The 23,492-nt window shown below is 60.0% G+C and carries 23 protein-coding genes; 6 read left to right on the forward strand and 17 right to left on the reverse strand.

Annotation, left to right across the window (positions count from 1 at the left end; all coding sequences use genetic code 11):
* Window positions 1-165 precede the first annotated feature (165 nt).
* The 4 genes from ATU_RS14585 to ATU_RS14600 form a co-directional block, all read right to left on the reverse strand.
* On the reverse strand, window positions 166-1,179 hold the full coding sequence (locus tag ATU_RS14585) for a LacI family DNA-binding transcriptional regulator (protein ID WP_010972807.1): 1,014 nt from the start codon (window positions 1,177-1,179) through the stop codon (window positions 166-168).
* A gap of 114 nt (window positions 1,180-1,293) precedes the next feature.
* Window positions 1,294-2,304: a D-altritol 5-dehydrogenase gene (locus ATU_RS14590; protein ID WP_010972808.1), complete on the reverse strand. Its 1,011-nt coding sequence runs from the start codon at window positions 2,302-2,304 to the stop codon at window positions 1,294-1,296.
* A 16-nt stretch (window positions 2,305-2,320) separates the two neighbouring features.
* The gene (locus ATU_RS14595; protein WP_010972809.1) at window positions 2,321-3,091 is read right to left on the reverse strand and encodes a galactitol 2-dehydrogenase; all 771 of its coding nucleotides are present in this window, start codon (window positions 3,089-3,091) and stop codon (window positions 2,321-2,323) included.
* A gap of 259 nt (window positions 3,092-3,350) precedes the next feature.
* Window positions 3,351-4,664, reverse strand: a complete 1,314-nt coding sequence (locus tag ATU_RS14600; protein ID WP_035257469.1) for an ABC transporter substrate-binding protein — start codon at window positions 4,662-4,664, stop codon at window positions 3,351-3,353.
* A 301-nt stretch (window positions 4,665-4,965) separates the two neighbouring features.
* Here ATU_RS14600 and ATU_RS14605 point away from each other — a divergent pair, with 301 nt between their 5' ends.
* From ATU_RS14605 to ATU_RS14625, 5 genes are all read left to right on the forward strand, one after another.
* Window positions 4,966-5,973, forward strand: coding sequence for a tagatose kinase (locus ATU_RS14605; RefSeq protein ID WP_035257467.1), 1,008 nt, complete (start codon window positions 4,966-4,968; stop codon window positions 5,971-5,973).
* Complete coding sequence (locus tag ATU_RS14610; RefSeq protein WP_010972812.1) at window positions 5,970-7,247, forward strand: D-tagatose-bisphosphate aldolase, class II, non-catalytic subunit; 1,278 nt, start codon at window positions 5,970-5,972, stop codon at window positions 7,245-7,247. Before ATU_RS14605 ends, ATU_RS14610 begins: the two co-directional genes overlap by 4 nt.
* Before the next feature lie 123 nt (window positions 7,248-7,370).
* A complete protein-coding gene (locus ATU_RS14615) occupies window positions 7,371-8,243 on the forward strand; it encodes a carbohydrate ABC transporter permease (RefSeq protein WP_010972813.1) in 873 nt (290 codons plus the stop codon).
* Window positions 8,244-8,255: 12 nt separating this feature from the next.
* Window positions 8,256-9,080: a carbohydrate ABC transporter permease gene (locus tag ATU_RS14620; protein WP_006313219.1), complete on the forward strand. Its 825-nt coding sequence runs from the start codon at window positions 8,256-8,258 to the stop codon at window positions 9,078-9,080.
* Window positions 9,081-9,092: 12 nt separating this feature from the next.
* The gene (locus ATU_RS14625) at window positions 9,093-10,091 is read left to right on the forward strand and encodes an ABC transporter ATP-binding protein (RefSeq protein WP_010972814.1); all 999 of its coding nucleotides are present in this window, start codon (window positions 9,093-9,095) and stop codon (window positions 10,089-10,091) included.
* Between the two features lie 10 nt (window positions 10,092-10,101).
* Here ATU_RS14625 and ATU_RS14630 read toward each other — a convergent pair whose 3' ends face one another.
* The 10 genes from ATU_RS14630 to aztA form a co-directional block, all read right to left on the reverse strand.
* The gene (locus tag ATU_RS14630) at window positions 10,102-11,178 is read right to left on the reverse strand and encodes an ABC transporter ATP-binding protein (protein WP_010972815.1); all 1,077 of its coding nucleotides are present in this window, start codon (window positions 11,176-11,178) and stop codon (window positions 10,102-10,104) included.
* A gap of 4 nt (window positions 11,179-11,182) precedes the next feature.
* Complete coding sequence (locus ATU_RS14635) at window positions 11,183-12,013, reverse strand: carbohydrate ABC transporter permease (RefSeq protein WP_010972816.1); 831 nt, start codon at window positions 12,011-12,013, stop codon at window positions 11,183-11,185.
* A gap of 3 nt (window positions 12,014-12,016) precedes the next feature.
* On the reverse strand, window positions 12,017-12,961 hold the full coding sequence (locus ATU_RS14640) for a carbohydrate ABC transporter permease (protein ID WP_035257563.1): 945 nt from the start codon (window positions 12,959-12,961) through the stop codon (window positions 12,017-12,019).
* A gap of 150 nt (window positions 12,962-13,111) precedes the next feature.
* Window positions 13,112-14,371 (reverse strand): ABC transporter substrate-binding protein, encoded by a 1,260-nt coding sequence (locus ATU_RS14645; RefSeq protein ID WP_010972818.1) that lies wholly within the window; start codon window positions 14,369-14,371, stop codon window positions 13,112-13,114.
* A gap of 38 nt (window positions 14,372-14,409) precedes the next feature.
* Window positions 14,410-15,582: a PLP-dependent transferase gene (locus ATU_RS14650; protein WP_010972819.1), complete on the reverse strand. Its 1,173-nt coding sequence runs from the start codon at window positions 15,580-15,582 to the stop codon at window positions 14,410-14,412.
* A complete protein-coding gene (locus ATU_RS14655; protein ID WP_006314470.1) occupies window positions 15,579-16,271 on the reverse strand; it encodes a FadR/GntR family transcriptional regulator in 693 nt (230 codons plus the stop codon). Before ATU_RS14655 ends, ATU_RS14650 begins: the two co-directional genes overlap by 4 nt.
* A 240-nt stretch (window positions 16,272-16,511) precedes the next feature.
* Window positions 16,512-16,985, reverse strand: a complete 474-nt coding sequence (locus ATU_RS14660; RefSeq protein WP_010972821.1) for a ribonuclease H family protein — start codon at window positions 16,983-16,985, stop codon at window positions 16,512-16,514.
* 170 nt (window positions 16,986-17,155) lie between these two features.
* Window positions 17,156-18,169 carry a zinc ABC transporter substrate-binding protein AztC gene (gene aztC / locus ATU_RS14665; protein ID WP_010972822.1) on the reverse strand — a complete coding sequence of 338 codons (1,014 nt, stop codon included), beginning with the start codon at window positions 18,167-18,169 and terminating at the stop codon, window positions 17,156-17,158.
* 28 nt (window positions 18,170-18,197) lie between these two features.
* Window positions 18,198-19,064 carry a zinc ABC transporter permease AztB gene (aztB, locus tag ATU_RS14670; protein ID WP_010972823.1) on the reverse strand — a complete coding sequence of 289 codons (867 nt, stop codon included), beginning with the start codon at window positions 19,062-19,064 and terminating at the stop codon, window positions 18,198-18,200.
* Window positions 19,057-19,890: a zinc ABC transporter ATP-binding protein AztA gene (gene aztA / locus ATU_RS14675; RefSeq protein ID WP_010972824.1), complete on the reverse strand. Its 834-nt coding sequence runs from the start codon at window positions 19,888-19,890 to the stop codon at window positions 19,057-19,059. The genes aztB and aztA overlap by 8 nt, the downstream gene beginning before the upstream one ends.
* A gap of 300 nt (window positions 19,891-20,190) precedes the next feature.
* Between aztA and zigA the strand changes: the two genes are divergently transcribed.
* Complete coding sequence (gene zigA, locus ATU_RS14680; RefSeq protein ID WP_010972825.1) at window positions 20,191-21,393, forward strand: zinc metallochaperone GTPase ZigA; 1,203 nt, start codon at window positions 20,191-20,193, stop codon at window positions 21,391-21,393.
* 78 nt (window positions 21,394-21,471) lie between these two features.
* On the opposite strand, the gene ATU_RS14685 is transcribed toward zigA, so the two are convergent.
* The 3 genes from ATU_RS14685 to ATU_RS14695 all read right to left on the reverse strand — a co-directional run bounded on the left by ATU_RS14685 (window position 21,472) and on the right by ATU_RS14695 (window position 23,424).
* On the reverse strand, window positions 21,472-21,909 hold the full coding sequence (locus ATU_RS14685; RefSeq protein WP_010972826.1) for a YqaA family protein: 438 nt from the start codon (window positions 21,907-21,909) through the stop codon (window positions 21,472-21,474).
* A 97-nt stretch (window positions 21,910-22,006) separates the two neighbouring features.
* On the reverse strand, window positions 22,007-22,276 hold the full coding sequence (locus tag ATU_RS14690) for a hypothetical protein (RefSeq protein ID WP_010972827.1): 270 nt from the start codon (window positions 22,274-22,276) through the stop codon (window positions 22,007-22,009).
* Window positions 22,273-23,424: a CobW family GTP-binding protein gene (locus ATU_RS14695; protein ID WP_046033624.1), complete on the reverse strand. Its 1,152-nt coding sequence runs from the start codon at window positions 23,422-23,424 to the stop codon at window positions 22,273-22,275. The genes ATU_RS14690 and ATU_RS14695 overlap by 4 nt, the downstream gene beginning before the upstream one ends.
* Window positions 23,425-23,492: the final 68 nt, after the last annotated feature.

A 23,492-nucleotide genomic window follows, 5' to 3' on the forward strand; every position in this document is an offset into this window, starting at 1 on the left:
GGCGCTGGCCACATGACGTTTCTGCGTTCCTCCCGGATCCCGGCGCACCTCTGCGCCGGCTCTCGCGGTCGCCTCCCAAAGCAACCTTGAGAAGAGAGTAGGAGCGTTCAGATATTAGTTCTATTTAGAAAATCAGATTTTTCGTTTAGTTTATCTAACAAACTATCAGGCCGATTTGCGCAGCATCAGATCGGCGCTGAGGAGAATGCGTTCCCGCATCCGTGTCGTGTCATTCGCCTCCTCGTTCAGCTTCTGCAGCAGAAGCTCGATCGACAGCCTGCCGATCTCGTTATAATTCTGCGCCACCGTGGTAATAGGCGGGCAGGCATAACGCGACAGCGGATGATCGTCATGGCCGGCGACCCTGAGGTCATAATCCGCGCCGTGGCCAACCTTGATGCCCTTCTGGAAAGCGGCGGCGATGACACCGAAGGCGATACGGTCATTGGCGCATAAAATGGTGCGTGACGGCAAGTGCCCTGTCCCATCCAGCAGCCGGCTCGCTTCATCGAAGGCGAAACGCTCAAAATCCCAGGTGACGGTGCCGGGAACACCGATGACATGCGGCTCGAAACCAAGACGCTGCATCGCCTCCTCATAGGCCGTGCGGCGTGTGGCAGCGTTGGTATTGACCTGCGGCATATCGAAAAAACAGGGTGGCTCGCCCGAACGGCAGAGATAATCCACCATCAGCCCGACGCTCTGGCGATTGTCGGTGCCGACAAAGGCCGAGGTCTCATCCAGCGGCGAATCGACGTAAACGATCGGAATGCTGGCCGCCAGCTGCTCCAGCGTTGCGCGGTGGGATTTGACGCCGAGCGGAGCGATGATGGCGCCCGCGACATTCATCGACTTGAAGGTGCGGATAGCCCGATCCTCGATTTCCGCCTTGCCATCGGACGACAGCACGAAGGCCAGGAAACCGGCCTCGTTGGCGATGAGCTCGATACGGCTCGTCAGCGCCATGTAGAACGGGTCGGTGGAGTTCGGAATGATGATGCCGATGATATTGGAACGGCGGCGGTTGAGGTTTACGGCGAAGATATTCGGCCGGAAGCCCGATTTCTTCAGCGCATCCTCGATAGCATCCCGCGTCTTTTTGCGGACCGAGGCCGGATCATTGAAGTATTTCGAAACGGTCGGGCGGGAAAGGCCGACGAATTCCGAAAATTCTTCCATCGTCCTGATAGATTTGGCCAAAGCGCTTGCCCCCATGAAATATTACATGTGGTACTCTATATCGACCGGCCTTCGCACGAAAAGCCGGTCGAATGGTTATCAACGGCCAAACGATCATTCGGCTGCAAATTGCACTTTCATCGTCGCCGGATCAGACGGTTTTTTCGTAAAGAACGGCAGCATCTCCGAAAGCGGCAAGCGGTGCGAAACGAGCCGCGCCATGACCTCGCCATCCGTCTCCAGAATGGCAAGCGCCTGCGGTATGTTGCGGTTCAGCGAATGCGAGCCGACAAGTTTCAGCTGGCGCCGGAAGATTTCAAACGGTGCCACCGAAATACGGGCATCCGGCGCGCAGACGCCGAAGAATAGCGCCGTGCCGCCATCCGCAACCAGCGGGATCATCGCCTCGGCGACCGGGGCAATACCCGTCGCATCGGCCACGAAATCGAACTCCTTCCGCTGCCGCGAGAGCGCTTCCGAGCCGGATACCGCCGTCTGAAGCCCGAGGTCCTGGGCAAAGGCCAGCCTGCTTTCATTGATATCGGCCATCGTCACCGTCGCAATGCCGCGTGATTTCAGCGACAGGGCAAGCAGCAGGCCGATGGGCCCAGCACCGAAAACAAGCGCATTCTCCGGCACCACGCCACTCTCGCCAATACCCGCACTCTGCATGCCATTGACAACACAGGCAAGCGGCTCAGCCAGCGCCGCGACGTGATAGGGCATCGAACCGATACCGTGCAGGTGATCGGCACGCACCACACTGAACTCCGCAAAGCCGCCATTGTGGGAAACGCCGTAAGCTTTCAATGTGCTGCAAAGGTTGGTCAGCCCTTTCCTGCAGCTGGCGCAGGTGCCACAGGGCAGATTGGGATCGACGACAACCCGGTCGCCAGCCTTGAAGACTGTCACATCGGAAGCCACGGCTGCGACTTCGCCAGCATATTCATGCCCCGGAATGACGGGGAACGCACCGTCGCCATAACGCGCATGCAGCACGTCGATATCGGTATGGCAAAGCCCCGAAGCCTTGACCCGCACGAGCGCATGGCCCGGCGGCAGATCGGCGACGGGGAGTTCCGCCAGCACGGCGCGTCCCTTCTCGACGAATTGAATGGCATGCATGGTCATCTCCGGCTTTTCAGCTCATCCAGTTGCCGCCGTCGACATTATATGTCTGGGCGAGAATATAGTCGCTGTCGGCGGAGGCGAGGAACACCGCCAGTCCCTTGATGTCGTCTGGCGTCGCAAAACGGCCGATCGGCACGGATTTGGCCACCGCGGCCTTTTTCTCACCCGGCTTCAAACCTTCCCACTTGGCGAAATGCGCATCGACCACTTCCCAATGCTCGCCATCCACCACACCCGGCGCTATGGCGTTGACATTGATGCCATGCTTGACGAGCGCCAGCGCCGCCGATTGCGTGGCGGAAATGATCGCCGCCTTGGAGGCGCAATAAAGCGTCACCAGCGCCTCGCCGCGCCGGCCGGCCTGGCTAGCCATATTGATGATCTTGCCGCCGCGTGCGCGGGCGATCATGACATTGGAGACGGCCTTCATCATGAACATCGGCCCCTTGAGATTGATGTCGAACACCCGCTCATAGCTCTCTTCGGTAATGCCGTTGATCGGCGCCATATCGAAGATCGCCGCATTGTTGACGAGAATGTCGATGCCGCCGAATTCCTCATCCACCGCCTTTACCACCGCGTCGATCTGGGCAAGGTCGGTCACATCCAGCTTCACGGCCTTGGCTGCGGGACCGATGGCCGCAGCCGAGGTAGTTGCGCGGGCGATATCGATGTCGGCGATGATGACCTTTGCGCCCTCAGCAGCGAAAGCCTGGGCGAAACCAAGGCCGATGCCGCGGGCGGCGCCGGTGATCAGCGCGACCTTGTTGTTCAATCTCATGTCGATCTCCGTCATGCATGGTGAGTCAATTGGCCATGCTCGTTTGTTGTTCGATGCTTTTCCTCACTCCCCTCATTCCTGTGCTTGTCACAGGAATCCAGCCGACGCGCGTCTGCGCGGCGAGAGAGTCCTTCCAGCCCAAAGATTTGGACTGACTGGATTCCTGTGACAAGCACAGGAATGAGGGCGGCGGGTGCGTGAACCCAGCTATGCCGCCCGCCACCAGAAGGCGAACGGGCGGCACGCCGGGAGGACGCGGCTACTTGATGTAGCCCGCGCGGGTCATGTCACGTTCGACCTGCTTCTGCGCGCCTTCAAGCGCCGCATCGACGGTCTGCTGGCCGGAAAGGGCTGCCGCGATTTGCTGGCCGACAACCGTGCCGATGGACTGGAACTCCGGTATGGCGACGAATTGCACACCGGTATAGGGCACCGGATCCTTGGTCGGCTTGGACGGATCAGCAGACATGATCGCCTTCAGCACTGTATCCGCAAAGGGCGCCGCCTTCTTGTATTCCGGCAGCTCATAGGTGGATTTGCGCGTGCCTGGCGGCACAGCCACCCAGCCCTCGCTTTCGCCAACCGTCTTCACATAGGCCTTGGATGTCGCCCATTTAACGAAGGACTTGGCGGTTTCAAGCTTCTTCGTGCTGTTTGGAATGGCGAGGTTCCAGGACCACGACCAGCTCGAGCCGTTCGGCGTTACCTCGACCGGCGCGCGCGTGAAACCGGTCTTGTCGGCGACCTGGCTCTGTTTGGGATCATAAACGCGGCCCGCCGCCGAGGTGGCGTCGATCCACATGGCGCAGCGGCCGGAGGAAAACAGCGTCTGGTTCTCGTTGAAGCCGTTGGCGGCCGCACCGGGCGGGCCGTAAGAGGTCATCAGCGCCACATAATCCGCAATCGCCTTTTTCCATGGCGCGCTCGTCAGCTGCGGTTTCCAGTCCATGTCGAACCAGCGGCCGCCATAGGTGTTGATCATGGTGCCAAGGAACGCCATGTTCTCGCCCCAGCCCGGCTTGCCGCGCAGGCAGATGCCATATTGCTGTTTCGACTTGTCCGTCAGCTTGGCGGCAAAATCCTTGATCTGGTCGTAGGTCGGATTATCAGGCATCTTGAGACCGGCGGCGTCGAACAGGTCCTTGCGATAAAGCGTGAACGAGCTTTCGGTATAGAACGGCACGGCGTAAAGCTTGCCGTCCACCGTCAGGCCTTTCTTGATCGGATCGAGCAGATCGGCGTAATCGTAATCGTCGCCGAGATCGTCGACCGGCGCCAGCCAACCCTGCTTGCCCCATATCGGCGCTTCGTAACCGCCGATGGTCATGATGTCGAACTGGCCGCCATTGGTGGCGATATCGGTGGTGACGCGTTCGCGAAGAACATTCTCTTCCAGCACGATCCAGTTGATCTTGTTTCCTGTTTCCTTCTCCCAGGCGCTGGAAAGCTTCTGCATGATGATCATGTCGCCGTTATTGACGGTGGCGACGTTGATTTCTTCAGCCTGCGCCATCCCGGCCAAAAGGCCTACTCCCACCACAGACGACGACAGAATTCCAATGAATTTGCTCATGAGACCCGCTCCTCCTTTACGGATGTCCACGCACAACAATACATGCGTAAATTTTTATCTCGTAAATTCGCGTCCGTTGTCAATATCCAAAAATATATGACGGCACTATCGAGCCTTCCATATTGAGATTAAATCACTGTTTATACGAATACATTGACGATAGAATTTATTATGTTGCGTATTTACATTGCTGCATCGCAGCAGATTTCCCATCAATTAATATATTGACGCGCGTAAACTTAAACTGATATCCGAGAAAATAACAGACCGGAATTGCATCCGCCCGGCAGGGTGGCGGCACATGCTTATGGAGGAGACGATGAGGCAGGCATCCGTACTGGCGCCGCATACGAATGGACCCACCGTCACGGCTGGCGAAATCCTCGTGGAGATCATGGCGACGACGGTGGGCGACGGTTTTCTGGAGCCGCAGACGCTGATCGGCCCCTTTCCGAGCGGCGCGCCCGCCATCTTCATCGATCAGGTGGCGCGTTGCGGCGGAACCGCCGGCATCATCGCGGCTGTCGGCGACGATGATTTCGGCCGCCTCAACATCGAGCGGCTGCGCCGCGACGGCGTCGATGTCTCGGCCATCACCACCATAGCGGACCGCCCGACCGGCAGCGCCTTCGTGCGTTACCGGGAAAACGGCGCGCGGGATTTCGTTTTCAACATCGCCCATTCGGCGGCCAGCGAAACACGGATGACGGATGAGGCGCAGGCGCTCATCGAAAAGGCGGGCCATGTGCACATCATGGGATCGGCCTTCGCGATTGCCGGCATTGGCGCGATCATTCTCGAGGCCGTTAAAAGCGTCAAAGCGCGCGGCGGTTCGGTATCATTCGATCCGAATATCCGCAAGGAACTGGCGCAGGGCGATGAAGGCCGCAGACTGATAGACGATCTGCTTGCCGTCACCGATCTCCTGCTGCCGTCAGGCGAGGAACTTCAGGCCGCCTCCGGTCTGGACGATGAGGAAGCAGCGATAGAAAAGCTGCTCGCCGCCGGTATCGGCGAGATCGTGCTGAAACGCGGTGCAAACGGCGCAAGCCATTTCAGCCGCGCCCATGGGCGCATCGACGCCCCCGGCCTTGAAGTGGAGGAAATCGACCCGACCGGTGCCGGCGACTGTTTCGGCGCAACCTACCTCACCTGCCGCCGCCTCGGCATGCGTCCAGGAAAAGCGCTTGTCTATGCCAACGCCTCCGGCGCGCACAACGTCACAAAGCGCGGCCCGATGGAGGGCGCTGCCAGCCTTGCCGAACTCGACGCCTTCATGGCCGCGCAATTGTCGGAGGAAGTCCTATGACCGCCATTTTGGAAAATCTCGCCGCCGCGCGCCGCGCCGGCAAACCTGCGGGCATCACTTCGGTCTGCTCGGCCCACCCCGTTGTCCTGCGCGCCGCAATCCGCCGCGCCGCCGCCAGTCAAACGGCCGTACTGATCGAGGCCACCTGCAATCAGGTCAATCATCTCGGTGGTTATACCGGCATGACACCGCGTGACTTCGTTGCCTTCGTCAACAGCATCGCCGCGGAAGAAGGACTGCCCGCCGAACTGCTGATCTTTGGCGGCGATCATCTCGGCCCCAATCCCTGGCGCAGGGAGAAGGCCGAGGACGCGCTGACAAAAGCCGCCGCCATGGTCGACGCCTATGTCACAGCTGGTTTTCGCAAGATCCACCTTGATGCATCGATGGGCTGCGCCGGTGAGCCGGCAGCCCTGGATGACGTCACCATCGCCCACCGCGCCGCGAAACTCACAGCCGTTGCCGAAAAGGCAGCCACTGAGGCTGGCCTGCCAAAACCGCTTTATATTCTGGGCACCGAAGTGCCGGTGCCCGGCGGTGCCGACCATGTGCTTGAGACCGTCGCACCGACCGAACCGCAGGCGGCGCGCAACACCATCGATCTTCATCGCGAAATCTTTGCGCAGCACGGTCTTTCCGATGCGTTCGAACGGGTCATCGCCTTTGTCGTGCAGCCGGGTGTGGAATTCGGCAGCGACAATGTCGTCGCTTATGATCCGCAGGCAGCGCAGAGCCTGAGCGCCGTGCTGGATGGCGAACCGCGACTGGTCTTCGAAGCCCATTCGACCGATTACCAGACCGAGCCTGCCCTTGCGGCACTGGTACGCGACGGATATCCGATCCTCAAAGTTGGACCGGGCCTCACCTTCGCTTACCGGGAAGCGCTTTATGCACTCGACATGATCGCCTCCGAAATGGTCGGCACCTATGGCGACCGACCGCTGGCGCGGACTATGGAAAAATTGATGTTAAGCGCGCCGGGCGACTGGCAGGGCCATTACCATGGCGACGACATCACGCTCCGATTGCAACGCCATTACAGCTACAGCGACCGCATCCGTTACTACTGGACGCGACCGGAAGCGCTCGCGGCCGTTTCCACCTTGCATAAGGCACTGGATGGGAAGACAATTCCCGAAACCCTGCTGCGCCAATATCTCGGCGAATTGCCGCTCGCGGCGGTTGCGGGAAAGGAACCGGAGGAGGTTCTGGTCGCGGCGGTGGATCAGGTGCTGGCGACCTATCACGCGGCGACGGGCGAAGGCCGCCACTGACGGCAATCATAATCCGGATGCCCCTGCGGCAGGGGCCGCCGGAGCGAAATGGGGGAAGTGTGAGCGGTTTTCACCTGAAATCCCGCTCAAACTTATAACTATATCCGTGAGGGAGGACTACCAATGGCAACACGAAACACGAGCGGGTTAGCGCGGGTGATGCTTGCGCCTTCGGTTCTGCTTTTGCTGGTGTGGATGATCGTGCCTTTGGCGATGACGTTGTGGTTCTCGTTCCAGAACTACAATCTCCTCAACCCGGCCAATGTCAGCTTTGCGGGTCTGTTCAATTACCAGTATTTCTACACCGACCCGGCCTTCTTCCAGTCGATCTGGAACACGCTGCTGATCGTCGGCGGCGTGCTGCTGATCACCGTCGTCGGCGGCATCGCCATTGCGCTGCTTCTCGACAATGACATCTTTGGTCAGGGCATCGTGCGCATCATGATCATCTCGCCCTTCTTCGTCATGCCGCCGGTCGCCGCATTGGTGTGGAAGAACATGATCATGCATCCCGGTTATGGCGTGCTTGCCGATCTCTCCCGTTTCTTCGGCCTGCAGCCGGTCGACTGGTTTGCGCAGTTTCCGCTGCTGTCGATCATCATCATCGTTGCCTGGCAATGGCTGCCCTTTGCCACCCTGATCCTGCTCACCGCGCTGCAGTCGCTTGATGGCGAGCAGAAGGAAGCGGCCGAGATGGATGGTGCCAACTTCGTCAACCGCTTCATCTATCTGACCCTGCCGCATCTTGCCCGCGCCATCACCGTCGTCATCCTCATCCAGACGATCTTCCTGCTCGGCGTCTACGCGGAAATCCTCGTCACCACCAATGGCGGCCCGGGTTATGCCTCCACCAACCTTGCCTTCCTCATCTATCGCACTGCGCTTTTAGGCTACGACGTCGGCGGCGCTTCGGCCGGTGGCATCATCGCCGTCGTACTCGCCAATATCGTCGCCATCTTCCTGATGCGCGCCGTCGGCAAGAATCTGGACCGTTAAGGAGAACCGATCATGGCCCGCAAGACAACCACACGCGCAAAGATCGGCTTTTCCATCGCGGCATGGGCCGTGGCGCTCTTGCTGTTCTTCCCGATCCTTTACGCCTTCCTCACCTCGATCAAGACCGAGCCGGAGGCGATCGCAGGCTTCAGCCTCCTTCCATCGGGTACGCTCGAAAACTACATCACCGTCCAGACCCAGCGCGATTACTTCAAGCCGTTCATGAACTCGGTCGTGCTGTCGCTCGGCTCGACCATCATCGCGCTGATCATCGCCATTCCCGCCGCCTGGGCGATGGCGTTCTCGCCGACAAAACGCACCAAGGACATCTTGATGTGGATGCTCTCCACCAAGATGATGCCGGGGGTGGCGGTGCTGGTGCCGATCTACCTGATCTTCCGCAATGCCGGCCTGCTCGATACCCGCATCGGGCTCACCGTCATGCTCACCTTCATCAACCTGCCGATCGTGGTGTGGATGCTTTATACCTACTTCCGCGAAATCCCCGGCGAGATTCTGGAAGCCGCCCGCATGGATGGTGCCTCGCTCTGGAACGAGATCGTGCATGTGCTGACCCCGATGGCGGTGCCGGGCATTGCCTCGACGCTGCTTCTGAACGTCATCCTTGCCTGGAACGAATCCTTCTGGACCATCCGGCTGACGACCACCAATGCAGCACCGCTGACGGCCTTCATCGCCTCGTTCTCCTCACCGCAGGGGCTGTTCTGGGCAAAGCTCTCGGCCGCCTCGATGATGGCGATCGCCCCCATTCTCGTCATCGGCTGGTTCTCGCAGAAACAACTCGTGCGTGGCCTGACCTTTGGCGCCGTGAAATAAGGAACGACAAACATGGGCAGCATTTCCCTTCAGAACGTGTCCAAGCTCTTCGGTGAGGCGAAAGTCATCCCGTCGATCGATCTGGATATCAACGACGGCGAATTCGTCGTCTTCGTCGGCCCGTCCGGCTGCGGCAAGTCGACGCTTCTGCGGCTGATTGCCGGGCTGGAAGACGTCTCCGGGGGCAAAATCGTCATCGACGGCAACGACGCCACCGAAAAGGCGCCGGCCGAGCGCGGCCTTGCCATGGTGTTCCAGTCCTATGCGCTCTATCCGCATATGAGCGTGCGCAACAACATCGCCTTCCCGCTGAAGATGGCCAAGCTCGACAAGGCCGTCATCGACAAGAAGGTCGGGGATGCCGCCCGCATTCTCAACCTCACCGATTATCTGGAGCGCCGGCCCTCGCAGCTGTCGGGCGGCCAGCGCCAGCGCGTCGCCATCGGCCGCGCCATCGTGCGCGAACCCAAGGCCTTCCTGTTCGACGAGCCGCTCTCCAACCTCGATGCGGCTTTGCGCGGCACCATGCGGCTGGAAATCTCCGAGCTGCACAACACGCTGAAGACGACGATGATCTATGTCACCCACGACCAGGTGGAAGCCATGACCATGGCCGACAAGATCGTGGTCCTCAACCGGGGCAATATCGAGCAGGTCGGCTCGCCGATGCAGCTTTACCGCTCGCCCGCCAACCTGTTCGTCGCCGGCTTCATCGGCTCGCCGCGCATGAACCTGATGACCGGCGATTATGCCCGCAGCAAGAACGCCACCACCGCCGGCGTGCGGCCCGAACATCTGACGCTGTCGAAAGAAACCGGCCTGTGGCAGGGCAAGGTGACGGTTGCCGAACATCTCGGCTCCGATACCTTCCTGCATCTCGAGGTGTCAGGCATCGGCCCCATCACCGCCAGGACCGACGGTGAATTCGAATGCAAACACGGCGATACCGTCTTCATCACACCCGATGATACCAAAATCCACAGATTCGATGACAAGGGCATCGCTATATGAGGCCTTAAGTTCAGGCCTCGTTGATCCTGACACCGTTTCGGTCAAAGACATGCAGCCGTTCCTGCGGGAAACCGACCCGCAGCGACTTGCCCGGTTGCAACAGCGCCCGATCGGACGAAAACAGCTTGAAGGGCAATCCATGCACGGTCAGATGCAGGATAATGCCTAGGCCGGTCGGCTCGACCAGATCGACCGTCGCTTCGACGCCGCCATCAGCCGGCGCAACGGTGACATGTTCCGGGCGGATGCCCAGCGTGACCGGCTCGCCATCGGCGAGGTCTACTTCCCGGCCAAGCGCAAGGCGCGTGCCGTCACCCAGCACGACGAAACTGCGGCCATTCTCCTGCCCGAGCCGCCCTTCGAGGAAATTCATGCCCGGAGACCCGATGAAACCGGCGACGAACAGATTGGCGGGGCGATCATAAAGATCGAGCGGCGCGCCGATCTGCTGCACATGGCCGGCATTCATGGCGACGATACGGGATGCGAGCGTCATTGCCTCGATCTGATCATGGGTGACGTAGACCGAGGTGGCTCCGAGATCGGCATGCATGCGCTTGATTTCGGCACGCATCTGTTCGCGCAGCCGCGCATCGAGGTTGGAAAGTGGTTCGTCGAACAGGAACGCCTTGGGTTGGCGCACGATGGCGCGGCCCATGGCGACGCGCTGGCGCTGGCCGCCGGAGAGCGCCTTCGGGCGGCGGGCGAGGTAGGGGTCGAGGCCGAGCTTGGCGGAAGCACCGGCCACCGCCGCCGCAATGGTTTCCTTGGTGCTGCGGCGCAGGCGCAGGCTGTAGCTCATATTGTCGGCAACGCTCATATGAGGATAAAGCGCATAGGACTGGAACACCATGGCGATGTCGCGATCCTTCGGCCTGCGATCATTGACCCGCTCGCCATCGATGGACAGGTCGCCGGATGTTATCTCTTCAAGCCCGGCGATCATGCGCAGCAGCGTCGATTTTCCGCAGCCGGAGGGGCCGACGAGGACGATGAACTCGCCATCCCTGATATCAAGATCGACGCCGTGCAGCACGGCGAGGTCGCCATAGGTCTTGCCGACATTCTTCAGCTCGATGGAAGCCATGGAATTATCCTTTCACCGCGCCGGCCGTCAGGCCCTGCACGAGATAACGTTGAATGAGCAGGAAGAAGAGGCAGGCCGGAATGAGCGCCAGAACGCCCGCCGCCATCATCTGCCCGAAATCGACGGAAAATTTGGAAACGAAGGTCAGAAGGCCAACCGGGAAGGTGGCGCTCTGGTTGCCGGAAATCAGCATCAGCGCAAACAGAAGCTCGCTCCACGCGGCGGTGAAAACGAAACCGAGCGTCGCGGCAATGCCCGGCAGCGTCAGCGGCAGGATGATCTGGCGGAAGGCCGTGAAACGGCTTGCCCCGTCGATCATCGCCGCCTCCTCCAGATCCTTCGGAATGCCGTCGAAGAAGGACTGCATGAGGAAAGTGGCAAAGGGCACGTTGAACGCAGTGTAGACGATGACGAGGCCAGTCAGGCTGTTGGTGAGGCCGAGCGGCGACAGCATCTTGAAGATCGGCGCAACCAGCATGACCAGCGGGAACATCTGGGTGATCAGCATCAGCGCGACGATCCAGTATTTGCCCTTGAAGCGGAAACGCGACAGCGCATAACCCGACAGCGAGGAAAGTACCGTTACGGCAAGTGCAGTGGAGCCGGCAACAATGACGCTATTCTTAAAAAACGTCGGGAAGGCACTGTTTTCTATGACGTAACGGTAATGATCCAGCGTCGCATGCGATGGCCACATTCTGACGCCTTCGCTGTAAAGCAGGTCGTTAGGCGTAACCGAAACCTTGAGCAGCCAGAACAGCGGAAACAGCGCAAAGACGATATAGGCAAGGATCGCCAGACGATGGGCAAAAGTGAAGACTATCTTTGATGCCATAGGTCAGTCCTTCTCGATCAGGCGCTGGCGCAAAAGTACAATCAGCATGGAATAGGCCAGAAGCAGGACCAGCAGCACCAGTGCAATCGCCGAGGCATAACCGAAATCGAGACGCCGGAAGGCCTGCGTGAAGATGTAGCTGGCGACGATCTGCGTGCGGTCCGCCGGTCCGCCATTGGTCATGACGATGATGAGATCGGCGAAATTGGCGATCCAGACGGTGCGCAACAGCACCGTGATGGCGATGGTGGGCGCCAGAAACGGCAGGGTGATGGAGGTGAAGCGCTGGAACGGGTTTGCCCCGTCAATTTCCGCTGCTTCATAAAGATCGCGCGGGATGGCCTGAAGTGCGGCCAGCAGGGTAATGGCGAAGAAGGGAATGCCCCACCAGACATTGGCGATGATCGGCCCCCACATGGCAAGCTGCGGATCGGCGAGAATATTGTTGGGTGCGGATAACAGCCCGAGCGAAACCATCCAGTGCGGCAGCGGCCCGATGACGGGGTTGAACAACCAGGCCCAGTTGAGGCCAGCAAGGAATGTCGGCACGGCCCATGGCAGGAATACCAGCGCCTGCGCCAGCCCCCTGCCCGCAAAGGGTTTATCGAGCAGCAGCGCCAGAATGAGGCCAAAGAAGAATTGCAGAAAAACTGAAGCGCCCGTCCACCACAGCGTATTTTTCAGCGCCCGATAAAAGGCAGCGTCCTGCGACAGTGCCTCCAGATGTTTCAGGCCGACGAAACCGCCGGGAAAAGGGTTGAGCAGCTGCACGTCGCGAAACGCATAGGACAGGCCGAGCACCAGCGGCACCAGCATGACGGCAACGATGAGCACCAGCACCGGCGCACTGTAGAGCCAGGGTTCGGCCCAATCGGCAAACCGTCGCATTGCCGGCTTGCGGGCGCGGTTGCGCGCGGCCACGGGTCCGGCGCCATGGGCATAGGACATGATTGATCGCTCCTGATCGGACGGCGGGGCAGCCAGGTTTTTCATGGCCTCTGGCCAGCCGGTCCGCACGTTTTCAAATCGGCCTGCCTTTTCTGGCAGCCCGGAAGAACGGCCACGCGGGTTACCCCCGCGCAGCCGGCCCCAAGTCGTTTATTTCGAGGCGAGGAACTTCTGCTGCGCCTTCGTCATGTAATCAGCCCATTGCTTGGCGAGGTCTTCCGGCGTGATATCGCCGAGCAGCGCTTCCTGCGATGTCTTGATGACAAGCGAGTCCTTGAAGAAGGCGAATTCCTCAAGATAGGTCGGCATTTTCGTCGGCACGGCGTTCTTGTCGGCCAACTCGTCAAACCAGCCCTTGAACTGCTCGCTGGCATAGAAGGGGTCCTTTTCCGCCGACTTGTGCACCGGCAGTGCGCCTGTCTTCTTGTTCCACTCGATATTGCCTTCCGGCCCCTCGAGCGTCTCGACCAGTTTCCAGGAGAGGTCCTTGTTGGCAGAGGCCGACATGATCGACCAGCCGGCAAAACCGATGGTCGGGAAGGTCTTGCCGTCGGGTCCCTTCGGCATGGACATGACTCCGAAATCTTCGGGCTTCATGCGCTGGGCAATGGCAATAAGAGCATCCGGATCTTGATCGAGGAAGGCGCAGGTGCCGGAATAAAAGCCGGCGACGATCTCGTTAAAGCCCCAGTTGACGCTGTCCTTCGGCGCCAACCCGTTTTTGTAGAGATCGATCACATAGGTCAGGCCCTTCACCCAGCCGGGGCTGTCGAAGGTGGAGGTGCCGTCCTTGGTGAAGAACTCGTTCGAACCGGCCATGGATGCGCCGAACATCACCCAGCCGTTCAGGCCACCCGGGCCGCCGCGCAGGCAATAGCCGTATTTGCCGGGCAGTGCCGCGACCTTCTTGGAGGCGTCGGCAAACTCCTCGAGCGTCTTCGGCGGTTCCTTCACGCCGGCTTCGGCCAGCAGTTTCTTGTTGTAGAACATGGCGCGCAGGTAGAAGCCGTAAGGCAGCATATAGGCCGTCTCTTTGACATCGCGGCCAAGTTCCAGCGTGCGCTCGCTCAGACCCTTGGTGTATTCCCACTTGGCAAGATAGGGTTCGAGGCTCTCCAGCATACCGTTATTGGCATAAAGCGACAGCCAGGTGTCGGGCATTTCCATCACATCAGGCACATCGCCGGCCGAGACCATGGTGGCGAATTTCTGGAAGGCTTCGCTCCACGGCAGCGAGATGATTTCCACCTTGGTGCCGGGATTGGCGGCCTCGAATTTCGAGACGATGCCCTTCAGCGTCTCGGTGCGCTCCGGGCTGGTGATGACCTCGACCAGTTTCAAGGTCGTGTCCGCCAGCGCCGTTCCGGTCATCAGGGCGGTAAAGATTGCTGCTGTTACCAGTTTTTTCATGTCGTTCTCCCCTTTTTTGTCGTCAGTTTAAAAACACGTCAGACGGCTGAGGCCGCCTTGATCGCGGGTTCGAGATCGTTCCAGAGCGCTTCCGTGCCCTCCAGTCCGACATGCAGGCGCACCGAACGCGCGCTGATGCCGAACGTGTGGGCGGAGTTTGGCTGCGCCTTCTGTTCGAGCACCACTTCGCCCGGAACGATCAGGCTTTCATGCCCGCCCCAGGAAACGCCCAGTTTGAAAAGCTGGAGGCGGTCGGCAAAAGCCCGCACATCCACGCCTTCCTTGAAGATGAATGAAAACAGGCCCGACGTGCCGTGAAGGCCGGGCGGCAGGCGGTTCGCCAGCCCCGGATGGCAGACCTTCTCCACCACATCCAGCGCCTGCAGGCGGGTTGCGATGTCGAGCGCCGAAGCCTGATGCGCCTTCATGCGCAGCGGCAGGGTGCGAAGTCCGCGAATGAGCAGCCACGCATCGAAAGGCGACATCTTGCCACCGAGATAGGGATAGGTTTCCTCCCGGATGCGGTCGATCATCGCCTTCGAACCGGCCACCACGCCGGAGACCACATCGCTATGGCCGCCGAGATATTTCGAGGCCGAATGCACGACGAGATCGACGCCAAGCGAGATCGGCTGCTGGAAGACCGGGCTTGCCCAGGAATTGTCGATGACGGTGACCGCGCCATGCCGTTTGCCGATGGCGGCCAGCGCACCGACATCATGGGCTTCCATCACCCAGCTCGTCGGGCTTTCCATGTAGAACAGCTTTGCGCCCGGCATCGCCTTTTCAACCGCCGCCTCATCACGACCATCGACATAGACGACCTCAACATTCATGCGCTGCATGAAGGTGCCGAACAGGCGGAAGGCATCGGGATAGACATGGCGCACCGCGACAATGCGGTCGCCCGGCGACACGAAGGACAGCACGGTGGAAGAGATAGCAGACATGCCGCTGGCAAAACCGAGCGCGTCTTCAGCGCCTTCGAGTCTGGCCAGCATTTCTTCGAACATGCGCACCGTCGGGTTAAGCCCGCGCGTATAGACCGGTCGCACCTTTTCACCGCGATAGGTGGAGACCATTTCATCGTAGCTGGAAAAGGTGAAAAGCGAGGTCTGCACGAGAGGCGGCACCACGGCTTCGAAAGCGTGGGTCTCGTCATGCGCGACAATCAGGGAGGCGGGATCAAAGAGATCGTTGCCTTGGTTCATTTCGACATGTCCTTGATATCCTCCTCGACGACAGCGAGGATTTTCAGTGTTTCTTCACGGGCGGTTTCGGCATCGCCGGCGGCGATGGCGTTAAACAGCGTGCGGTGAAAGGGGAATGAGCGGCTGGCGAAATCCGGCCGATCGAAGGGCTTTAGCCAGAAGCGTTCGAAACCTTCACGCATCTGCTCCAGCAGCTGTTTGAACAACGAATTATGTGTGGCGTCGTAGATCGACAGATGGAAGGCAAGGTCGGCCTTGCCGGAGGTGCCTTCGGCCAGATGCACCCGCTCCATCTCATCGAGCCGCGCTTCCATGGTGGCGATATCGTCCGCCGTGCGCCGGCGCGCGGCGGCCATCGATGCCTCGACCTCAATGCCACGCCGCACTTCCAGTGTCATCAGCAGCGCATCGCGCAGGCTTTCGGCGTCGATGGAAATCGGCATATGCACGGTGGCGGCGGAAATCGGCTTCAGCAGATAATTTCCGCTGCCCTTGCGGCTGTCGATGACGCCCAGCGCCTGAAATTTGCGGATGACCTCGCGAATGGTGGAGCGGCCGACACCCAGCGCCGCCATCAGCTCCCGCTCGGCCGGCAGCCGTTCGCCTGCCTTCAGCCCTGCCCGCTCGACATAGTCGGAAAGCGCGGCCTCCACCTGGCGCACACGGTCGCTCGGCGGAATGGGCTGCATGAGTTCCCGGCTGGACCTGTCCAAGACTTACCCTCTAAATTGGTCTGACATCTTACCATTTCAAAGGGCAAATCGATTGTCAACAGGCAACGAAGAATACGGCTCAGGTAACCGCATGTGGCTAAGTGGGTTGACGGTGCGGTAAAATATCGGCGCACCCGCTCGATGGGGAAGGGTCGGGACCGGGAGCGGCTGGAATGAAACTTGAGGTGCCGAATGACGGCGACTGATGGCCGCCGATTAAGTCGCCGTCGTCTGGACGACACCACGCGCCAATGCATCGGCATGCTCATTGCCGACCAAGCCGGAATGCCCTTTGCACCATTCCACGGCCACATGGGGATGCCGCTCCAGCAGCTTGTCGAGCTGCTGCCAGATTTCACTGTCGGGGATCGGTCTTCGGCGGGCGCGCTGGTTGGGCGTGATCCGCTTCCAGCCGTTGTTGCGCCAGATCGCCCTGTAGCGGCGGCAGCCCTCAATCACATGAACGGCATCCGTCCAGAGCGTGACATCTCGCGTGGGCGCTTCGGCGGCGACCCAGGACATGGCGTTCAGGACGGCGAGAACCTCGAAACTATTGTTCGATGCGCCAGCCGCCTTGCCCGTGGCGGAATGGACCTGGTCACCCCCTTCATGAACAACGAACGCCCATCCTCCGGATCGGGTGGCATCGTCGAAGGAGCCGTCGGTGAAGATGTGGAGCGCATCGGACATGAAGAGGTGTGTAGCACCGAAATGGAAATCGCTAAAGGAACAGGCAATTGCGAAGGGATTCTTTCGTTCCGATGCCGCAGCGCGTTCCTCGGCAAGCGGCAGGGGTCACCACAAAAGCAGAGAGGGCAGCGCACGCCACCCTCCCCTAATTCACGCCGAAACTGTGCGTTTTACTGGCTGAGAACGGCCGCCGTAATCGTCTTCATGTTGTGGTTGATCATGTCGATATAGGTCGCGGCCGGGCCATCGGCGGTGGAAAGCGCATCGGAATAGAGCGTGCCACCCACCTTCAGGCCGGTCTCGCTGGCGATCTGGTCGATCAGCCGCTTGTCGGTGATGTTTTCGACAAAGATCGCCGAGGCCTTGTCGTGTTTGACCTGATCCACCAGCTTGGCGACATCGGCGGCCGAGGCTTCGGATTCCGTCGAAATGCCCTCGGGCGCGAGGAAGTTGAGGCCGTAGGCGTGCTCGAAATAACCGAAGGCGTCATGCGAGGTAATGATGACGCGTCTTTCCGGCGGGATCGCGGCGATTTCGGTCTTCACCTTCTCGTTCAGGGCGGCAAGCTTGGCGATATAGGCTTGCGAGTTGGCGGTGTATGTGGTGCAACCTGCCTTATCGACTTCGCAAAATGCGCCAGCAATGTTCTTCACGTAGATTTCGGCGTTGTTGATCGACTGCCAGGCATGTGGATCGTATTCACCGTGATGATGTCCCTCGTGGCCGTGATCATGGGCCTCGGCCTTCTCATGTTTATGGCCGGCTTCTTCGGCCTTATGGTCATGGCCTTCTTCCTCAGCTTCCGGGTGGGCGTGACCGGCCGGCTCGTCGGAAAGCTTCAATGGCTGCACGCCTTTGGTCAGCTCCACGACGGGGGCCTTGGTGCCGCTGGTGTCGATCAGCCGCTTCAGAAAGCCTTCAAATTCCAGGCCATTGACCAGAACGACATCCGCCTTGCTGACGGCGACGGCATCGGCCGGACGCGGTTCATAGACATGCGCATCGCCATCCGGTCCAACGAGCGTGGTGATCTCGACGCGGTCGCCGCCGACATTTTTGGCGAAATCGGCGATGATCGAGAAGCTGGCCACGACCTTGAGTTCGGCAGCCGAAGCCTGCGCCATCAGCACCGGCGAGATGGTAAGAAGGCTTGCGCAGGTGGCAAATCGGAAGGTTCTGAACATGAAGGTTCTCCTTTTTCGAACGCTGTTTTCAGGCCGTTCTGTGGCGGCCGGAACCGAGAAGATCGCCGAGCACGCCGCGCGTGCCGACGAGAATAGAGAGCGCGTAGATGACGCCCGCCGAAAGGACGATCGCCGGGCCGGATGGCAGCGACGCGTGATAGGACAGGATGAGGCCGGCAAAGCAGGAGACCATGCCGATGCCGATCGAGATGAAGCACATGGGTGCCACGCGGTTGGACCAGAACCGGCTGGCGGCGGCGGGCAACATCATCAGGCCCACCGAAAGCAGCGTGCCAAGCGCCTGAAAGCCACCAACCAGATTAAGCACGACGATGGCGAGGAACAGAAAATGCACCGGGCTGCCCCAGTTGCTGACCGAGCGCAGGAACAGGGGATCGAGGCATTCCGCCAGAAGCGCCCGCCAGAAGGTGATCATCACCACCAGCGTCACGATGCAGATACCGCCGATCAGACCGAGCGCCTCGTTGTTCAGCGCCAGCACCGTGCCGAACAGCACATGCATGAGATCGACGCTGGAGCCGCGCCACGAAACGAGCAGCACGCCGAGCGCCAGTGAAATCAGATAAAGGGCGGCAAGCGAGGCGTCTTCCTTCTGGACGGTGAAACGCGATACCGCCCCGGCACCCAGCGCCACCACGAGGCCAACGACCAGCCCGCCAATCGTCATCGGCAGGATTTCCAGCCCGTAAAACAGAAATCCGACCGCCGCGCCCGGCAGGATGGCGTGCGACATGGCGTCGCCGGTGAGGCTCATGCGCCGCAACATCAGGAACACCCCGACCGGCCCGCAGCTGATGGCAAGGATCAACGCACCGGCAAGCGCCCGCTGCATGAAGACATATTGAACGAAAGGTTCGATGAAGAAATCAGCCATGGGCATTCGAATTTGCGTGGGAGGGGGAGTGAGGGTGGGAATGGACTGACGCCGTCCGCGGGCCTGCATCGAGCGGTTCGGTCATCGGCGCATCGCCCGGCCCGCACCACGGCGCATTTTCCGCCCATGCCTCGTGGAAATGACGCGCCTGCTGCATGTTTTCCGCTTTCAAGACATCGGCTGTAGCCCCTAGTCCGACCAGCCTGCGGGCAAGGAACAGGGTCTGTGGAAAATGCTGCCGCACCAGCTGATGGTCATGCAGGACGGCGAGAACCGTGCGCCCTTCCGCAACCCATGCCTTGATCAGCATCAGAAGATCAGTGACAGTGCGCTCATCGACGGCGTTGAAGGGTTCATCCAGCAGGATAAGCTGCGCATCCTGCAACATGGCACGGGCAAACAGGGCGCGTTGCATCTGGCCGCCGGAGAGCGAATCGATATTGCGCTTTTCAAAACCGGACAGCCCAACCGCCTCCATCACCCGGCCCATCGCCGCTTTGTCCTGGGAAAGGTGACGGCCAAGCAGGCCGCGCTTGGGCCAGAGACCCAGCGCAACGAGATCGCGCACCTGAGCCGGGAACGACCTGTCGAGTTCCGACTGCTGCGGCAGATAGGCGACGGAGATGCCTGAGCTGATCCGGCACTCACCGCCGAGCGGTTTCAAGATGCCGGCGATGCCCTTCATGAGCGTCGATTTTCCCGAGCCATTGGCGCCGACAACCGCGGTGAGCGATCCCCTGGCGATAGCGCCATCCAGATGATGCACAGCCGCACGGCCGGCATATCCAAGCGTCAGATTTGTAAAAGTGAGGCACGGATCGTTCATCGATCCCTCCGGGGCAGGATTTCATTCATTGGCCCCTTGATATGTAATGTTATTACATTCGTCAAATGAATATGTAATGAAATAACATTAACTATTGGAAAGTTAGAGTGGCGCGCTGTTGGGCAGATACCTCACTCTTGCGCAGATGCTTTTTTTTCCAAAGCCCGTTGACATGTCGCACATATGTAATGTTATTACGTTACATAGTTGGAACCGGCACTTCAAAAATCCTCCGTTTCCAGATCGCCTGCCGTGGTCGTCATGACGTCCACGCGACTGTTGCCACAGAACGAGGTCCCCATGAAAAAACTCCCTGTCACCGTCCTCTCCGGCTTTTTAGGCGCTGGCAAAACCACCCTTCTCAACCACATCCTCGCCAATCGCGATGGCCTGCGCGTGGCGTTGATCGTCAACGATATGAGCGAGATCAACATCGATGCGGCGCTGGTGCGCGATGGCGGCGCCAATCTTTCCCGCACCGAGGAACAGCTGGTGGAAATGACCAATGGCTGCATCTGTTGCACGTTGCGCGATGACCTTCTGACCGAGGTGCGTGCGCTCGCCGAACAGGGCCGATTCGATTATCTCCTGATCGAATCCACCGGCATCGCCGAGCCACTTCCCGTGGCCGCCACCTTCGATTTCCGCGATGAGAACGGCCGCAGCCTGTCGGATGTTGCGCAGCTGGATACGATGGTGACGGTGGTGGATGCCGCCAATCTTCTCAATGATTACGGTTCGTCCGATTTTCTGGCCGACCGGGGCGAAACGGCGGGTGATGGCGACAACCGCACCATTGTCGACCTCCTGGTAGAGCAGATCGAATTTGCCGATGTGGTCGTCCTCAACAAGATCGGCACCGCCACGCCGGAGGAACGGGATGCGGCCCGCAAGATCATTGTCGGGCTGAACCCGGATGCAAAACTCATCGAGGCGGATTTCGGCAAGGTGGAACTGAAGGAGGTTCTGGGGACCGGCCGCTTCGATTTCGCCAGGGCCGAAGAACATCCCCTCTGGTTCAAGGAGCTGCATGGCTTCAAGGACCACATTCCAGAGACCGAGGAATATGGCATCCGCTCCTTCGTTTACCGCGCCAAAAAGCCCTTCGACCCCGTACTCTTCCAGCGCTTCATCGATCGTGCCTGGCCGGGCGTGGTGCGCGCCAAGGGTTTCTTCTGGCTGGCGACACGGCCGCGTTATGTCGGTGAGATCAGCCAGGCGGGCGCATTGGTTCGCACCGGCAAGATGGGTTTGTGGTGGTCCGCCGTGCCCAGGGAACAATGGCCGCGCGAAAAGCAGTTCCTCGACATGATGGAACCCTATCTCGACCCGACCTTCGGTGACCGGCGGCAGGAAATCGTGTTCATCGGTTCCGATCCGATGAGCGAGGCCCGCATCCGGGCGCAGCTGGATGCCTGCCTGATCGATACTGAGGCCTTCACGCCGGACGCCTGGCGGCACCTGCCCGACCCCTTTGCGAACTGGGATAGACAGGCGGCCTGATTGCCCTCGCCGCCCGCATTTCATACGAGCGGCAGCGGTTTTAGTCTTCTCCCCGCCCGGGGAGAAGCAACGGTTGGCTCAAAGAAAATTCAGCGTCAGCAGCGCCAGCACGACGTATCTCCCGACCTTGGCAATGGTGACCAGCAGCAGAAACACCGGCAACGGTTCCTTCATGATCCCGGCTGCCACGGTCAGCGGATCACCAATCAACGGCGCCCAGCTTAGAAGAAGCGACCATTTGCCGTAACGCCTGTACCAGTTCTGCGCCCGTTGCAGCGCAGCTTCCCCGACGGGAAACCAGCGTTCATGCCGGAAACGCTCGATGCCACACCCAAGCAGCCAGTTTGCGAAAGAGCCGGCGACATTGCCAACGCTGGCCGTGGCGACGAGCAGCCAGACAGGCTGGGATTTCAGCAGGATGAGACCGGCAAGCGCCGCCTCCGACTGCATGGGCAGAATGGTCGCCGCGATGAACGCCGTCAGAAACAAACCCGCATATACCGCCAGATCGGCCATTGCCTGCCCTTCATCGTCCGAGAATCCCACCGCCGCTCTTGAAGTGGAGGATGAGGGAAGCGGCGGTCAAGCGCCTCCGCCGGTTGGAGACGGGTTCTCAGGCGGAATTCGCGGCAATGGCGCACACGATATCGTCATGATCCACTTCCAGCAGCGCCTTGTGGATGGATATTTGCCTGGTTTCGCCGCAGGCGAACAGGACAACGATCACCGTTTCCCGTGGCGGGCAATCCGGCAGCGCACAGGAAAGCTCGCTGACGGAGACGATATCTTCGGCACAAAGATGCAGCAAATCGCGCGCCCATTGTTTCACAAGGCGGGCCTTAGAGATGATCGCGGCACCGCTGCGTGCAAGCGGGTTGTTCATGCCCTGCCCTTTCGCCCCGCCTGCGCGGCCAATGCGTTGAATAGGTCGCGAATCGGCTGTTGCGGCACATCCATGCCGATCATGACGATGCGGGTCGAACGATCGCCATCCGGCCAGCTTTCCAGCCGGATCAGGGGATAAAGCCGGTGCTGCACGGCGTGGGCGACAACCGGCCGCTCCGGGTCGTCAGTCGCGCCGAAAATTCCCTTGAGCCGCAGCAGGCCGGAATGCACATTGCTGGTGACAAGTTCGAGAAAGGTGACGATCGCCTGCGGATCGAGCGCGCCGTCGAAGGTGAGGTCGAAGGCCTCTACCCCGGCACCATGGCGATTGATGTCGTGATCATGGCCGGCATGAAGGCTCAGCCTGTCGGCGGCCAGCCACCCCGGCACGTCCTCCGTCTTGCCGTGCAGCGAATAATCCTTCGTTGAGAAAAGCGACATGAGATCGAAATCGGCCGCGTTGCGGTCATGCAGGTGGGCGGCGGGATTGAGATCGGTGAGGCTCTTCTGGTCGATTGCCGCCGCATCGGCGAGATCGGTCTTGGTAAGAACGATGTGATCGGCAAAGGCCAGCTGTTTCCAGCCCTCGATGAAACTGTCGAGCATCGCCCGGCCCGAGATGACATCAAAAACCGTGACCACGCCCGAAAGATGAAAGTGGCGGGCAACGATATGGTCACGCAGGCCAAGCGCCGGCGTTCCGCCGGCAATCAGGCTGTTGATGATCGGTGCGGGATCGGCAAGGCCGGTGGTCTCGATCACGACCCGCGATATTTCAGGCATCACCCCCTCGAGAGAGACCTGATGCAATTCGTAAAGCGAGGTGCGGATATCGCTGGAGGCGGTGCAGCAGATGCAGCCAGTCGTGGTGTGGAAATAACGCTCCGAACCGGTTCGAACCAGACCGTGATCGATGGGCACCGAGCCGAATTCATTAACGATGACGGCCGCATCGCGCATGGCCGGCGCGGCCAGAAGCTCGTTCAGCAAGGTGGTCTTGCCGGCACCGAGAAAGCCGGTGAGCAAGGTGACGGGCACCGTCTGAACCGGTGGCGCTACAGCCGAATCCTCCTTGCGTTCAAATGCCTTCTTTCGTGTGATTCCGAACACGTCTGCACCCTGCGATTCACATATTCGCAGCACCATAATATGTAATGTAATAACATATCAACAGCATTCATGCACGCCACATATAATGAGCTCTGCCATAACGG

This window comes from Agrobacterium fabrum str. C58, assembly GCF_000092025.1.
Lineage (GTDB): Bacteria > Pseudomonadota > Alphaproteobacteria > Rhizobiales > Rhizobiaceae > Agrobacterium > Agrobacterium fabrum.

What these genes read in the sequence shown, in the direction of transcription:
- ATU_RS14585 (WP_010972807.1), bottom strand. Translation starts at nt 1,179, where the DNA reads ATGGAAGAATTTTCGGAATTCGTCGGCCTTTCCCGCCCGACCGTTTCG.
- ATU_RS14590 (WP_010972808.1), bottom strand. Translation starts at nt 2,304, where the DNA reads ATGCATGCCATTCAATTCGTCGAGAAGGGACGCGCCGTGCTGGCGGAA.
- ATU_RS14595 (WP_010972809.1), bottom strand. Translation starts at nt 3,091, where the DNA reads ATGAGATTGAACAACAAGGTCGCGCTGATCACCGGCGCCGCCCGCGGC.
- ATU_RS14600 (WP_035257469.1), bottom strand. Translation starts at nt 4,664, where the DNA reads ATGAGCAAATTCATTGGAATTCTGTCGTCGTCTGTGGTGGGAGTAGGC.
- ATU_RS14605 (WP_035257467.1), top strand. Translation starts at nt 4,966, where the DNA reads ATGCTTATGGAGGAGACGATGAGGCAGGCATCCGTACTGGCGCCGCAT.
- ATU_RS14610 (WP_010972812.1), top strand. Translation starts at nt 5,970, where the DNA reads ATGACCGCCATTTTGGAAAATCTCGCCGCCGCGCGCCGCGCCGGCAAA.
- ATU_RS14615 (WP_010972813.1), top strand. Translation starts at nt 7,371, where the DNA reads ATGGCAACACGAAACACGAGCGGGTTAGCGCGGGTGATGCTTGCGCCT.
- ATU_RS14620 (WP_006313219.1), top strand. Translation starts at nt 8,256, where the DNA reads ATGGCCCGCAAGACAACCACACGCGCAAAGATCGGCTTTTCCATCGCG.
- ATU_RS14625 (WP_010972814.1), top strand. Translation starts at nt 9,093, where the DNA reads ATGGGCAGCATTTCCCTTCAGAACGTGTCCAAGCTCTTCGGTGAGGCG.
- ATU_RS14630 (WP_010972815.1), bottom strand. Translation starts at nt 11,178, where the DNA reads ATGGCTTCCATCGAGCTGAAGAATGTCGGCAAGACCTATGGCGACCTC.
- ATU_RS14635 (WP_010972816.1), bottom strand. Translation starts at nt 12,013, where the DNA reads ATGGCATCAAAGATAGTCTTCACTTTTGCCCATCGTCTGGCGATCCTT.
- ATU_RS14640 (WP_035257563.1), bottom strand. Translation starts at nt 12,961, where the DNA reads ATGTCCTATGCCCATGGCGCCGGACCCGTGGCCGCGCGCAACCGCGCC.
- ATU_RS14645 (WP_010972818.1), bottom strand. Translation starts at nt 14,371, where the DNA reads ATGAAAAAACTGGTAACAGCAGCAATCTTTACCGCCCTGATGACCGGA.
- ATU_RS14650 (WP_010972819.1), bottom strand. Translation starts at nt 15,582, where the DNA reads ATGAACCAAGGCAACGATCTCTTTGATCCCGCCTCCCTGATTGTCGCG.
- ATU_RS14655 (WP_006314470.1), bottom strand. Translation starts at nt 16,271, where the DNA reads ATGCAGCCCATTCCGCCGAGCGACCGTGTGCGCCAGGTGGAGGCCGCG.
- ATU_RS14660 (WP_010972821.1), bottom strand. Translation starts at nt 16,985, where the DNA reads ATGTCCGATGCGCTCCACATCTTCACCGACGGCTCCTTCGACGATGCC.
- aztC (WP_010972822.1), bottom strand. Translation starts at nt 18,169, where the DNA reads ATGTTCAGAACCTTCCGATTTGCCACCTGCGCAAGCCTTCTTACCATC.
- aztB (WP_010972823.1), bottom strand. Translation starts at nt 19,064, where the DNA reads ATGGCTGATTTCTTCATCGAACCTTTCGTTCAATATGTCTTCATGCAG.
- aztA (WP_010972824.1), bottom strand. Translation starts at nt 19,890, where the DNA reads ATGAACGATCCGTGCCTCACTTTTACAAATCTGACGCTTGGATATGCC.
- zigA (WP_010972825.1), top strand. Translation starts at nt 20,191, where the DNA reads ATGAAAAAACTCCCTGTCACCGTCCTCTCCGGCTTTTTAGGCGCTGGC.
- ATU_RS14685 (WP_010972826.1), bottom strand. Translation starts at nt 21,909, where the DNA reads ATGGCCGATCTGGCGGTATATGCGGGTTTGTTTCTGACGGCGTTCATC.
- ATU_RS14690 (WP_010972827.1), bottom strand. Translation starts at nt 22,276, where the DNA reads ATGAACAACCCGCTTGCACGCAGCGGTGCCGCGATCATCTCTAAGGCC.
- ATU_RS14695 (WP_046033624.1), bottom strand. Translation starts at nt 23,424, where the DNA reads ATGGTGCTGCGAATATGTGAATCGCAGGGTGCAGACGTGTTCGGAATC.